The following is a 12,398-nucleotide window of genomic DNA, read 5'->3' as shown; positions in this document are numbered from 1 at the left end:
TGGGGGGGTTAATACCACCGACCCGGGCCACCACGTGCGGTTAGTGTCGTCGGGACGGCTCCGGACGGGGGCGGTCATCAGGGGCTATCGCGCGACAACAGCGCAGGACATGGGGGGATGAACATGGGCAGGTACCGCCGCTTCGCGGGGGCTCTCGTGGTCGCCGGGCTCTCCGCCGGGGTGCTCAGCGCCTGCAACCCGGTCGGGACCAACTTCACCGACGACGCCACCGTCACGGACAAGATCACGGCCGTCAAGCTGGAATCCGACGCCGGGGAGGTCACCGTCCGCGGCAAGGCCGGCGCCACCCAGGCCGCCGTCCACCGCAACGTCACGTACCGGAGCGACAAGCCGGGCGCGAGCACCCGGGTGGACGGCGGCGTGCTGGTGCTCGGCGGCTGCGGGCGCAACTGCTCGGTGGACTACACCGTCGAGCTGCCGCCGGGGCTGCCGATCACCGGGGGGACGTCGGCGGGCGCGCTCAAGCTCTCCCAGGTCGGCGAGGTCTCGGTGCACACCAGCTCCGGCGACATCACGCTCGACGACGTGACCGGGCCGGTCGACGTGCGCACCAACAACGGCGAGATCAAGGGCACCTCGCTCAAGGGCGACCGGGTCAGCGCCAAGACCGACAACGGCGGGATCAAGCTCACCCCCGGCAAGGCCCAGAACATCACGGCGAAGACCTCCAACGGCGAGATCAACGTGACCGTGCCGACCGCCTCCTACCACGTCACCGCCTCGACCGACCTGGGCGAGAAGCACATCGGCGTCCAGAACGACCCGAACGGCCAGTACAAGCTCGACCTCGGGACGAACATCGGCGAGATCACCGTCAAGACGGGCTGACCGGCCCGGCCGGCAGGACCGCCAACGGGGCGCCGTGACAGCCGAGTTCGGATCGGCGCGCGGCCGCCCGGCCCCGCCGGAGGCGTGGCGGGGCCGGGAGCCGGTCAGAGACCGACCTGGACCTCGGCGCGGTGCCGGATGTACTCGTCGGGGTGCGCCCGCGCGATGGCCACCGCGGCCTCCACCAGGGCGTGCAGCCGCGGCGGGTAGGCGCGCGGCACGAGGGGCAGCCCGGGGAGGATGCAGCGCCGCACGTCCAGGTCCTCGTTGGCGACGAACTCGCGCAGCGCGGCCTCGTACCAGGCGTCCCGCACGGTCGACCCCTCGTCGGCGGCGGCCGTGCCGCGGCCGTCCCCGACCGACAGGGACGTCCAGTACCAGGCCCGGGCGGCGCCGGCGCGCTCGGCGTCGGTGCCGGTGTGCAGGTAGCCGAGCAGGGTCAGCCGGACCCGGCGCTGGCCGAAGGCGAGCAGGGCCGGCTCGACGAAGCGTCGGTTGAAGCTCGGGTTGGGGTCGTAGACCGCCGCCTCCAGCAGTGCCTCGAAGTACTCCTCAGGCAGATCGGTGCGCCCGGAGAGCGCCTTGTGGACCTCCCACCGGGCCGCGCCGGGGAAGTCCGCCCCGTGCGCGGCCTCGGCCCCGAGCAGGCGGAGCAAACGCGTCAACCGCAGGTCGAACTCCTGCGATCCGTCCGCCGTGCGCCCGGGCAACGGCTGGAGAATCCGCACCTCGCCTGCCGTGTCCTTCGTTTCCACGAACACCCCTCCTCATTCTGAGTCATCGGCAGACTACTCGCTGATACACCAGTTCGGAGGTCGTTTTCGGGCAGGCTGGAATTCAGATCGCCGACATATGGCCTGAGTTTGACGGTTGTTCAGCCCTGCTAGGGCCTGGAGAGGCCTTAGGGGCGAGAACCGGTCGAGTTGGACAACCGGCGGGCACTCGGGCGAGCGCGGGGGCCGGACCGGACGGTCAGGCCGGACGGTTCAGGCCGGACGGCCGGGCGGGACCAGACCGGACTGGTAGGCGATCGCGACGAGTTGGGCCCGGTCGCGGGCGTCCAGCTTGGCCATCGCGCGGTGGACGTGGGTGCGGACGGTGAACGGGCTGACGAACATCCGCTCGGCGATCTCCTCGTTGGTGAGCCCGGTGGCGGCCATGGACATCACCTCGCGCTCGCGGGCGGTGAGCACGGACAGCCGCTCGGCGGTGCCGCCGGCCACCGGATCGGGCTGGGCCAGGAGCTGGTCGATGACGGCCCGGGTGGCGGCGGGCGAGAGCAGGGCGTCCCCGGCGGCGACGGTACGGACGGCCGCGAGCAGTTCCGCCGGGTCCGCGCCCTTGCCGAGGAAGCCGCCGGCGCCGGCGCGCAGCGCCTGGGCCACGTACTCGTCGATCTCGAAGGTGGTGAGGATCAGCACCCGGGTGCCGGCCAGTTCCTCGTCGCCGCAGATGGCGGCCGTCGCGCCGAGGCCGTCGGCGCCGGGCATGCGGATGTCCATCAGGACGATGTCGGGGCGGGTGGCGCGGGCGAGTTCGACGGCCTGGCGGCCGTCGGCGGCCTCGCCGACCACCTCCATGTCGTCCTCGGCGTCGATCAGCACGCGGAACGCGCCGCGCAGCAGCGCCTGGTCGTCGGCGAGCAGTACCCGGATGGTCATGCGTGGTCCTTGTCCACTCGAACGGCACGGTCTTCTCGAACAGCACGGTCTTCCCGGACGGCACGGTCTTCGCTGACGGCACGGTTCTCTCGAAGGGCACGGTCTTCTCGGATCGCGCTGTCGCCTCGGACGGCGCAGTCACCGCGACCGGCGCCGTCGTCCCGGGCGCCGGTGCGCAGCGGAAGTTCGGCGGTGACCAGGAAGCCGCCGTCGGGACGGCTGTCGGCGGTGAGGCGGCCGCCGACCGCGCTGGCCCGTTCGCGCATGCCGATCAGCCCGAAGCCGCCCTCGCCGGGGGCGGGGTGGGGCAGCAGGGCCTGCCGGGGGCGGGCGCTGGTCGGGGGGCGGCCGTTGGCGACGCTGACGGCGACCCGGCTGCCGCTGTAGGCGAGGGTGATCTCGGCGCCGGCGCCCTCGGCGTGCTTGGCGACGTTGGTCAGGGACTCCTGGACGATCCGGTAGGCGGTGAGGTCGACGCCGGGCGACAGCGCGCGGGCCTCGCCCTCGACGGTGAGCCGGACCGGCAGCCCGGTGCGGGCGAAGGAGTTGATCAGGTCGGGGAGCCGGTCGAGGCCGGGGGCCGGTTCGAGCGGGGCGGGCTCCTCGGCGCGGCGCAGCAGGCCGACGGTGGCGCGCAACTCCTGGAGCGCGGAGCCGGTGGCGTCGGTGATGTGGCTGAGCACCTCGCGGGCCTGGGTGGGGTGGCGGTCCATGAGGTAGACGGCGATGCCGGCCTGGGCGTTGGCGAGGGCGATGTGGTGGGCGACGACGTCGTGCAGGTCGCGGGCGATCCGGATCCGCTCGTCGGCGACCCGGCGGCGGGCCTCCTCCTCACGGGTGCGTTCGGCGCGGTCGGCGCGTTCCTCGATGGCGGCGAGGTGGGCGCGGCGGTTGCGGATGGAGTCGCCGAGGGCGCCGGGCAGCAGGGCCCAGGCGAGGACGCCGAGCCGTTGGCCGACCGGGCCGCCGCCTTCGCCGATCAGCGACGTGCCGGTGAGCAGGACGGCGGAGGCGATCGAGGCGCGCAGGGCGGTGGAGCGGTCGGTGCGGACGGCGAGGAAGTAGAGGGCGAGCAGCAGCGGGGTGGCCAGCCCGGGGGTGAGCCGGGGGGTGGTGGCGACGAGCGCCATCGTGCAGATCAGCGTGATGACGACCACCAGGCGCGGGTAGCGGCGGTGGGCGAACACGGCGACGGCGGAGACCAGCGCGATGACGCCGCTGAGCGGTCGGAAGGGGATGACGTGGCCGGCCTGGTCGACGTTGGCGCCGGCGAGGGTCATCGCGATCAGCACGACGCCACCGACGGCGTCGAGTAGCCGGGGGTGGTCGCAGCGCAGCCGCTGCCAGGTGTCGCTCATGGTGGTGCTCTCCGGGTCGGGGGTGCCCTGGCGGCACCCTCGCCGGGTTCTGCCAGTTCGTGCCGAACCGCGCCCTGCCGGGCGGGGTGGGCCGGGTCGGGGGCCGCCGTGCGCGTGGCGGACCCCGACAGCAACGGTAACGGTAGGGATCGAACCATTGTCCGGGCCGGGGCCCGCCCCGTGGATCGGGACGGGCCCCGGCTGGTCCGCGGGACCGGCCTTACACGCCGACGGATTCCCGGACCGGGGCCGGTTCGGGGGCGGCGGTCTGCAGCTTGCTGCCCTCGACGTCGATGTCCGGTATCAGCCGGTCCAGCCAGCGCGGCAGCCACCAGGCGTGGCGGCCGAGCAGGGCCAGGACGGCCGGGACGATGGCCATCCGGACCACGAAGGCGTCGAAGGCGACGGCCGCGGCGAGACCCAGGCCCATCATCTTGATCATCGGTTCACCCATGCCGATGAAGCCCGAGAAGACGGCGATCATGATGAAGGCGGCGGCGGTGACCACCCGGGCGTTGTGCCGGAAGCCGGTGACGATGGCCTCGCCGGGCTGCTCGCCGTGGACGAAGCCCTCGCGGATCCGGGTGACCAGGAACACCTCGTAGTCCATGGCGAGGCCGAAGACCACGCCGACCATGAAGATCGGCATCATGCTCATCACCGGGCCGGTCTGTTCGACGCCGATGAGGTTGGCCAGCCAGCCCCACTGGAAGACCGCGACGACCGCGCCGAGCGCGGCGGCCACCGAGAGCAGGAAGCCGAGCGCCGCCTTCAGCGGGACGAGCACCGAGCGGAACACCACCAGCAGCAGGACGACGGCGAGGCCGACGACCACGGCGAGGTAGGGCACCAGCGCGTCCGTGAGCTTCTGCGAGACGTCGATGTTCATCGCCGTCGTCCCGCTGACCAGGACCGTCGCCCCGGTGGCCGTCTTGAGGCCGGCGGCGTGGCCGCGGATCGCCTGGACCAGGTCCTTGGTCTCCGCGGCGCTCGGACCGGTGGACGGGACGGCGTTCAGCAGGGCGGTGTCCCCCGCCTTGTTGAACATCGGCGGGGTGACGGAGACCACGCCGGGCAGCGCGGCGACCGTCTTGGCGACCTCGCCCGCGGCGGCCTTCGGATCGGGCGTGCCCTTGACGTCCACCATGACGGTCAGCGGGCCGTTGAAGCCGGGGCCGAAGCCCTCGGACAGCAGGTCGTAGGCACGTCGCTGGGTGGTCGAGGTCGGCTTGGACTCGTCGCCGGGCAGGCCGAGCCGCAGGTCGAGCGCCGGGGCGGCGAGCACCCCGAGGCCGATCACGCCGCCGAGCAGCACCGCGAGCGGGCGGCGCAGCACGAACCGGGCCCAGCGGGAGCCGCCGTTCTCCTTCTTCGGCTGGACGGCGCCGTTGCGGACCTTGCGGGGCAGCACCCGGCGGCCGATGAAGCCGAGCAGCGCGGGCACCAGGGTGAGCGCGACCAGGACGGCGATGACCACCGTGCCGGCCGCCGCCATGCCCATCTTGGCGAGCATCGGGATGCCGACCACCGAGAGCCCGGCCAGGGCGATCACCACGGTGAGCCCAGCGAACACCACGGCGGAGCCCGCGGTGCCGACGGCCCGGCCGGCCGCCTCCTGCGGGGTGCGGCCCTCGGCGAGCTCGGCCCGGTAGCGGGAGACGATGAACACGGCGTAGTCGATGCCGACCGCGAGGCCGAGCATCATCGCGAGCGTGCTGGTGGTGGAGGACAGGCCGAGCGTGCTGCCGAGCGCGGTGATCAGGGCCATGCCGAGGCCGACGCCGATCACGGCGGTGAGCAGCGGCAGGCCCGCGGCGACGAGCGAGCCGAAGGTGATCACCAGGACGAGCGCGGACAGCGCCATGCCGATCATCTCGCTGCTGCCGCCGGCCTCGGGCTTGGCCATCAGCGCGTTTCCGCCGACCTCGACCTTGAGCCCGGCGTCCCGCCCGTGCTGGGCGGCCTGTTCGAGGGCGTCGGTGGCGCCCTTGGACAGCTCGCCCGCCTTGACGGAGTAGCTGACCGTCGCGTACGCGGTGGTGCCGTCCTTGGAGACGGTGTTGGCCTTGAACGGGCTGACCGCGCCGGTGACCTCGTCGGCGTGGGCGAGCTCGGCGACCGTCCGCTCCACCGCCTGCTGGTTGGGCTCGGCGGTGATCTTCTGCCCGGACGGGGCGACGAACACCAGGCGGGCCGAGGCGCCGTCGGCGTGGCCGCCGGGGAAGCGCTCGTTCATCAGGTCGAAGGCCTTCTGCGCCTCCGTGCCGGGCATCGCGAAGCCGTCGTCGGGTGCGGCGGGCGCCTTGGCCGCCAGGACTCCGCAGACCGCCAGCACGGCGACCCAGAGCAAGGTCACCAGTCGGCGTCGTGCAAAGGCCCAGCGGCCCAGGCGGTACAAAAACGTGGCCACGGAGAGTGGACTCCTTCGGATCTCGGTCAGAGTGCGCGCCGCGGCCGGGCCGACGCCTTTCGACGCGGACCGCCCGCAGCATGACCCATCCTTGATCGCCGACCCCTCCTCCGTCGTCGTCCCTGCGCAGGCCGTTTGCGTACTGCGGACGCAGTACGGACCTGCCCGGATGGCGGAGCGCATCACCTGCGGCGGGAGCAGTCGGGTGTACTCCCGGGGGCGGCGACGGGACGGGTGACGGGGGCGCGCGGCGAGTCGGGCGACGGGACGGGACGGGACGGGCCAGGTGACGGGACGGGCGCTGCGGCGGGGAGCGCGCGGGAACGGAACGGGCAGCGGAGCGGGCGCCGTCACCCGGGCGGACGGCGACGACGGGCCGCCGTCCGTCGGGCGAAGTAGCGTGATGTGCCTGGCCCGACCCATTTCCCATGGTTCGGACCGACCTGACCCGATCGGTGCTGTCCCCAGCCCGCCGCCGGAGGTGCCCATGGGCGTTCCAGCCGCCCGCATCGTGTTCGACGAATCCGACCGCGCGGCCGTCGCCGACGCCGTGACGGAGATGCTCACCACCGGCGCCCTCACCCTGGGCCCGTGGACCGATCGCTTCGAGCAGGCCTTCGCCGCCGAGCACGGCGCCTCGCACGCCGTCGCGGTGAGCAGCGGCACCGCGGCACTGGAGGTGATCCTGCGCACGGTCGACGTCCGGGGCCGCGACGTCGTCGTCCCGGCCGTCACCTTCTACGCGACCGCCGGCGCCGTGCTGCACGCCGGCGGGCGCCCGGTGGTCGCCGACGTCGACCAAGCCACCCTGGCGCTCTCCCCCGAGACGCTGGAGGCGGCCCTCACCCCGGATACCGCAGCCGTCGTACTCGTCCACATCGGCGGCCTGATCACCCCGCGGGTCGACGAGCTGCGCGCGCTCTGCGACCGGCACGGCGTCCCGCTGGTCGAGGACGCCGCGCACGCCCACGGCAGCAGCCTCAACGGGCGCCGCGCCGGGACGTTCGGCCTGGCCGGGGCCTTCTCGTTCTACCCCACCAAGGTCACCACCAGCGGCGAGGGCGGCCTGATCCTCACCGAGTCGCCCGAGCTGCGCGACGAGGCCCGCACCTACCGCGACCAGGGCAAGGGCTCCTTCACCACCAACCACCACGTCCGGCTCGGCCACGCCTGGCGGATGAGCGAGCTCAGCGCCGCCGTCGGCGCCGTGCACCTGCGCCGGCTCAAGGAGTTCATCGAGACCCGCCGGGCCGTCGCCCGCCGCTACGACGAGGCGCTGGCCGGGCTGGACGGCCTGGAGCCGGTGCTCGAACCGTCCGGCTGCCGGGGCAACTACTACAAGTACGTGGCGCTGCTGCCGCCCGGGGTGGAGCGCGCCGCGTTCAAGCGGGCAGTCGCCGAGGAGTACGGCGTCCGGCTGTCCGGCGAGGTGTACGACCTGCCGCTGCACCTGCAGCCCGTCCTCGCCCCCTACCGGCGCGGACCGCTGCCGGTCGCCGAGGACGTCTGCGCGCGGCAGATCTGCCTGCCGGTGCACTCCGACATGACCGGGGACGAGACGGAGCAGGTCATCGAGGCCGTCTCGGCGGTGCACCGGCGACTCGCCGGGTAGCCGAGGCGGTCGGTCCGACCCGGCGGGCGCGCCGAGGCGGTCGACCGGGCGGACGCGGCAAGGAGGTCGACCGGGCGGACGCGGCAAGGCGCTCAGCCCGACCAGGCAGGCGCACCGGAGCGCTCGACACGGAGCTTGAGAAAGCGCTCGACACGGAGCCCGACAAGGAGAGAGATCGTGCGGATAGCCGTCACCGGGGGATGCGGATTCATCGGGTCACACGTCGTGGACCACCTGATCGCGGCCGGCCACGACGTCCTCGCGGTGGACACCACCGACAAGTACCTCAACCCCGACGCCGAACACGCCCGGCTCGACGTCCTCGACCTCCCGGCCCTCACCTCCGCGCTGGCCGGCAGTGAAGTGGTGTACCACCTCGCCGCGATGGCCGACGTCGAACAGGTCTCCGCCGACCCGGTGCGGGCCGTGCGGACCAACATCGACGGCACCGAGACGGTCCTGGAGGCCGCCCGGCGCAGCGGGCTGAGCCGCACCGTGCTGGCGAGCACCGTCTGGGTCTACGGCGCCGCCCTCACCGACGAGCAACTCGACGGCGGCGAGCAGGAGTTGGACGAGCACGTGCCGATCGAGCTGGAACACAGCGGCCACCTCTACGTGGCCACCAAGCTCGCCGCCGAGATGCTGGTGCACAGCTACCGCGAGCTGTACGGGCGGCACTTCACCATCCTGCGCTACGGCATCCCGTACGGGCCCCGGATGCGCGACGAACTGGTCGTCGCCCGGTTCGTCCAGGCCGCGCTCACCGGGCGGCCGATCACCATCGCCGGCGACGGCCGGCAGAGCCGCAACTTCGTCTACGTCGAGGACCTCGCCGACGCCCACGTCCGGGCGCTCTCCCCCGCCGCCGAAGACCAGACCTTCGCCCTGGAGGGCTCCACCGCCGTCTCGGTGCGCGACATCGCCGACACCGTCGACGACCTGCTGGGGCCGGTCTCGATCGAGCACATCGACGGCCGCAAGGCCGACTACGCCGGGCGGCGGATCTCCTGCGCCCAGGCCAAGCGGCTGCTCGGCTGGTCCCCGCACACCAACTTCGCGGACGGCGTGCGGCGCTACGCGGACTGGTACCGGGCCACCGCGGCCGCCTCCGCCACCACCTGAGCGGGCCGGACGATGCCGCACGCCCTCCTCGTCTCCGGTTCCCTCGGCCAGGGCCACGACGTGATGGCCCAGGCCTGCGCCGACACCCTGCGGGCCCGCGGCTGGACCACCAACACGGTGGACGCGATGGCCCTGCTCGGGCAGCGCTCCGGCGCCGCCGGGGAGGCCGTGTTCCGGCGGCTGCTCGACCTGCCCGGCGTGTACGACGCCTTCCACTTCTCGGCGCTGCGGCCCGGCGCCCGGCTCGCGCTGCTCGCCGACGCGGCCGCCCGCACCCGGCTCGTCCCGGCCCTGCGCGACCTGGTCGCGGCACAGCGGCCGCAGTTGGTGGTCTCCGTGTTCGCCACCGCCACCTCCGCCGTCAACCGGCTGCCGGAACGGGACTTCCGGCACTTCGTGTTCTGCACCGACGTGACGCCGCACCGGCTCTGGGTGCAGGAGGGCACCGACCTCTTCCTGGTCACCTCCGAGGTCGCCGCCTGCGCCGTCCGCCGCTACCGGCCGGACGCCGCCGTCACCGTCCTGCCCGCACCGCTGCGGGAACCGTTCTACCGGCCGCCCGGCCGGGCCGAGGCGCGTGCCGAACTGGGCGTCCCGGCGGGCGGCCGGTGCGTGCTGCTGATGTCCGGCTCCTGGGGACTCGGACCGCTCGCCCGCACCGCCGCCTCGCTCGCCGCCGCCGGTCCGCACGTGCTCGCCGTCGCCGGGCACAACCGGGAACTGGAACGGCGGCTGCGGGCCGCCGCCCGCCGGGAACCGCGCCTGCACCCCTTCGGCCACACCGACCGGATCCCCGCCCTGATGGCCGCCGCCGACCTCGTCGTCACCAGCTCCGGCGACACGTGCAGCGAGGCCCGTGCCCTCGGACGGCGACTGCTGCTGCTCGACGTCGTCCAGGGCCACGGCCGCGACAACCTCCAGCACGAGCTGGAACTCGGCCACGCCGACGTCGCCTCCGCCCACCCCGACGAGGTGGTCCGCAACGCCCTCGCCGCCCTCACCCGCCCCGAGCCCGCCCCCTCCCCCGGCGCCACCCCGGAGCGCTGGCGCACCGGGTTCACCGCGGCCCTGGCGCAGGTGGGGCTGGCGTAGCCGAGGGGCCAGGCGGGCGACGCGGGGCCCCGGCCGGGTGGAGCCGCGCGCCTGAGCGGAGGCCGGGGCCGGGGGTCCGCTACCTGGTGCATACCTCCTCCATACGAGTCCTTTACACTCTTCCAGGCCTCCGGACGGCCCCGGCCAGCGGCCTCGCCCACGGGCAACTGCGGCCGGCCACCGCGGGCCGAAGCACCCACCCCGGGGTGCCGCTCTCCCCGGGGACGCACGCATGCTCGAAGGAATCCCCTCGTGACCCCCGACCCGTACCGGCCGCCCGGGCCCCAGGCCATACCGCCCCGCACCGCGGCCAACCGGCTCGTCCGCGCCGCCGCCCTGCTGCTCGTACCGCCGCTCGCCGCGATCTGGCTGTGGCGCTCCCGCCGCCTGCACGTCGCCGCCAAGGTCGCGCTGACCTTCTGCTGCCTGATCGGCTCGCTCTTCTGGTTGGGCGTCGTGACGGGGCCGAAGCCGGAGAAGGCGCAGCCGGTCGCCGCCCCGGAGGCGACCGCCTCCCCGACTCCGACCGCTACGACCACGACCGCTACGGCGACGACGACGGCCACCCCGTCCGACGCCGGGTCCGCGCCGCCGCCGACCCCGAGCGCGACCCCGACCCCGGGCGCGGGCGCGGGCGCGGGCGCCGCGTCGGGGATCATGCCCGACGTCGCCCAGCACACCGCCGGGGAGGCGCGCACCCTGCTGGTGACGGCCGGTGTCGCCGCCGACCGGATCCAGGAGCACAGCCGCTACCTGGACCTCTCGCTGCCCGCCGACCACGATGCCTGGGTGGTGTGCGCGGACGTGCTCCAGCCGGGGAGCAGGCTGTACCCGGCGGCCGCTCCCACGCTCCAGCTGGTGAAGCCGGGGGCTTCGTGCCCGGCGGACCGGTACGCGGCGCTCTACGCGGACGAACGCAACGACCCGTCCAGCCCGAACTACCAGGACAAGACCGGCGGCAGCTCCACCGGCGGGTCGTCGGGCGGAACGTCGGGCGGGAGCTCGGGCGGCAGCGCCTACTACAAGAACTGCGACGCCGTGAAGGCCGCCGGCAAAGCCCCCCTGCACCGGGGAGACCCCGGGTACCGGTCCGGCCTGGACCGCGACAACGACGGCGTCGCCTGCGAACGCTGAGAAACGCCGAGACCCGCCGAGACCCGCCGAGACCCGCCGAGACCCGCCGCACGACGATGCCCCGCCTCACCACCTGGCGGGTTCTATTGATCCCCGCAACACCCTGGAGTTCAGGGAGTTGCGGGGATCGTGGATTTCGAGGTGCTGAAGGCGAGGTTCTTCGAGGCGCTGGACAAGGAGAACGGCAGCGTCACCGGGGCGGCCTTGGCTGTCGGGGTGAACAGGCACACGGCGGCCGGGTGGGCTCGTAAGGCCGGCATCCGTGGTCGCGGCAAGCCCGGCAAGGGCGGGCATCCGGGACGGGCGGAGTACGAGCGCCTTCGGGCGGCCGGGGTCCGGCGCCGCGAGGCCGCGGCCCAGGTCGGCGTCCACCCGCGCACGGCCCAGGACTGGGACCGGGGCATCCGGCAGATTGGCCACTCACGCCTGTACGCGGACGGCCGTCGGATCGACTATACGACTGGTGTGATCACCATCGTTGCGTCGGCGGAGCCGTCCCTGGCCGCCGTCGAGGCCGAGCTGCACCCCCGGTTCCTCACCGTGGCCGAGCGGGAGCTGATCGCCGACATGCGGCGCGAGGGCCGCTCACTGCGCGCGATCGGCCGGGCGCTGGGCCGGCCGGCCTCCACCATCAAGCGCGAGATCGACGCCCGCTCGGTCAACGGCACCTACCGGCCGCACCAGGCCCAGCGGGCATGGGCCAAGAGCCGCTCGCGCCCCAAGGAGTCCAAGCTCGCCCAGGACGGACCGCTGCGCGACTTCGTCGCGGACCGGCTCCAGGAACGCTGGTCACCCGAACAGATCTGCAACGCTCTCCCCATCAAGTTCCCCAACGACGAAGGCATGCGGGTGAGTCCGGAGACGATCTACCAAGCGGTCTACGTCCAGGCCCGCGGCGGACTGCGCCGCGAAGTCGCACTGGCACTGCGCACCGGGCGTACCCGCCGCAAGCCACACCGCGGCCCGGACCAGCGCACCCGCCGGTTCGTCGACGAGATGGTGATGATCTCTGAGCGTCCTGCCGAGGTGGAGGACCGGGCGGTGCCCGGCCACTGGGAGGGCGATCGTGCGACACGAAGTTGCACGAGTTTGAGTGGACTGACCGATTGGAGGGGCGGCTGATGAGGCCGTAGGTGCAGTCACGGGTCTGTGTCCGTATG

General features: G+C 73.6%; 9 protein-coding genes and 1 pseudogene. 6 read left to right on the top strand and 4 right to left on the bottom strand.

The window, feature by feature from the left end; genetic code table 11:
* The first annotated feature begins 117 nt into the window (after nt 1-117).
* Entirely contained in the window at nt 118-849 is a 732-nt protein-coding gene (locus tag ACIPLC_RS22545; protein ID WP_400474783.1) for a DUF4097 family beta strand repeat-containing protein, read from the top strand.
* Nucleotides 850-953: 104 nt separating this feature from the next.
* On the opposite strand, the gene ACIPLC_RS22540 is transcribed toward ACIPLC_RS22545, so the two are convergent.
* From ACIPLC_RS22540 to ACIPLC_RS22525, 4 genes are all read right to left on the bottom strand, one after another.
* Nucleotides 954-1,604 carry a hypothetical protein gene (locus ACIPLC_RS22540; RefSeq protein WP_400474782.1) on the bottom strand — a complete coding sequence of 217 codons (651 nt, stop codon included), beginning with the start codon at nt 1,602-1,604 and terminating at the stop codon, nt 954-956.
* Between the two features lie 231 nt (nt 1,605-1,835).
* On the bottom strand, nt 1,836-2,510 hold the full coding sequence (locus ACIPLC_RS22535) for a response regulator (protein ID WP_400474781.1): 675 nt from the start codon (nt 2,508-2,510) through the stop codon (nt 1,836-1,838).
* Nucleotides 2,507-3,868, bottom strand: coding sequence for a sensor histidine kinase (locus tag ACIPLC_RS22530; RefSeq protein ID WP_400474780.1), 1,362 nt, complete (start codon nt 3,866-3,868; stop codon nt 2,507-2,509). The genes ACIPLC_RS22535 and ACIPLC_RS22530 overlap by 4 nt, the downstream gene beginning before the upstream one ends.
* Nucleotides 3,869-4,088: 220 nt before the next feature.
* On the bottom strand, nt 4,089-6,278 hold the full coding sequence (locus ACIPLC_RS22525) for an MMPL family transporter (RefSeq protein WP_400474779.1): 2,190 nt from the start codon (nt 6,276-6,278) through the stop codon (nt 4,089-4,091).
* A gap of 487 nt (nt 6,279-6,765) precedes the next feature.
* On the opposite strand from ACIPLC_RS22525, the gene ACIPLC_RS22520 reads away from it, so the two are divergent.
* The 5 genes and pseudogenes from ACIPLC_RS22520 to ACIPLC_RS22500 form a co-directional block, all read left to right on the top strand.
* Nucleotides 6,766-7,890, top strand: a complete 1,125-nt coding sequence (locus ACIPLC_RS22520; protein WP_400474778.1) for a DegT/DnrJ/EryC1/StrS family aminotransferase — start codon at nt 6,766-6,768, stop codon at nt 7,888-7,890.
* A 177-nt stretch (nt 7,891-8,067) separates the two neighbouring features.
* Entirely contained in the window at nt 8,068-9,012 is a 945-nt protein-coding gene (locus ACIPLC_RS22515; protein ID WP_400474777.1) for an NAD-dependent epimerase/dehydratase family protein, read from the top strand.
* A gap of 12 nt (nt 9,013-9,024) precedes the next feature.
* Nucleotides 9,025-10,104, top strand: coding sequence for a hypothetical protein (locus ACIPLC_RS22510; RefSeq protein ID WP_400474776.1), 1,080 nt, complete (start codon nt 9,025-9,027; stop codon nt 10,102-10,104).
* Nucleotides 10,105-10,356: 252 nt separating this feature from the next.
* Nucleotides 10,357-11,238, top strand: a complete 882-nt coding sequence (locus ACIPLC_RS22505) for an excalibur calcium-binding domain-containing protein (protein WP_400474775.1) — start codon at nt 10,357-10,359, stop codon at nt 11,236-11,238.
* 129 nt (nt 11,239-11,367) lie between these two features.
* A pseudogene (locus ACIPLC_RS22500) lies at nt 11,368-12,303 on the top strand (IS30 family transposase); the annotation flags it as partial.
* Nucleotides 12,304-12,398: the final 95 nt, after the last annotated feature.

The organism is Kitasatospora sp. NPDC086801 (genome assembly GCF_044745805.1).
Lineage (GTDB): Bacteria > Actinomycetota > Actinomycetes > Streptomycetales > Streptomycetaceae > Kitasatospora.
This window is presented reverse-complemented; position numbering and strand designations above follow the sequence as displayed.

Excerpts from the sequence above, each read along its gene's own strand:
- ACIPLC_RS22545 (WP_400474783.1), top strand. The coding sequence starts at position 118 with ATGAACATGGGCAGGTACCGCCGCTTCGCGGGGGCTCTCGTGGTCGCC.
- ACIPLC_RS22535 (WP_400474781.1), bottom strand. The coding sequence starts at position 2,510 with ATGACCATCCGGGTACTGCTCGCCGACGACCAGGCGCTGCTGCGCGGC.
- ACIPLC_RS22530 (WP_400474780.1), bottom strand. The coding sequence starts at position 3,868 with ATGAGCGACACCTGGCAGCGGCTGCGCTGCGACCACCCCCGGCTACTC.
- ACIPLC_RS22520 (WP_400474778.1), top strand. The coding sequence starts at position 6,766 with ATGGGCGTTCCAGCCGCCCGCATCGTGTTCGACGAATCCGACCGCGCG.
- ACIPLC_RS22510 (WP_400474776.1), top strand. The coding sequence starts at position 9,025 with ATGCCGCACGCCCTCCTCGTCTCCGGTTCCCTCGGCCAGGGCCACGAC.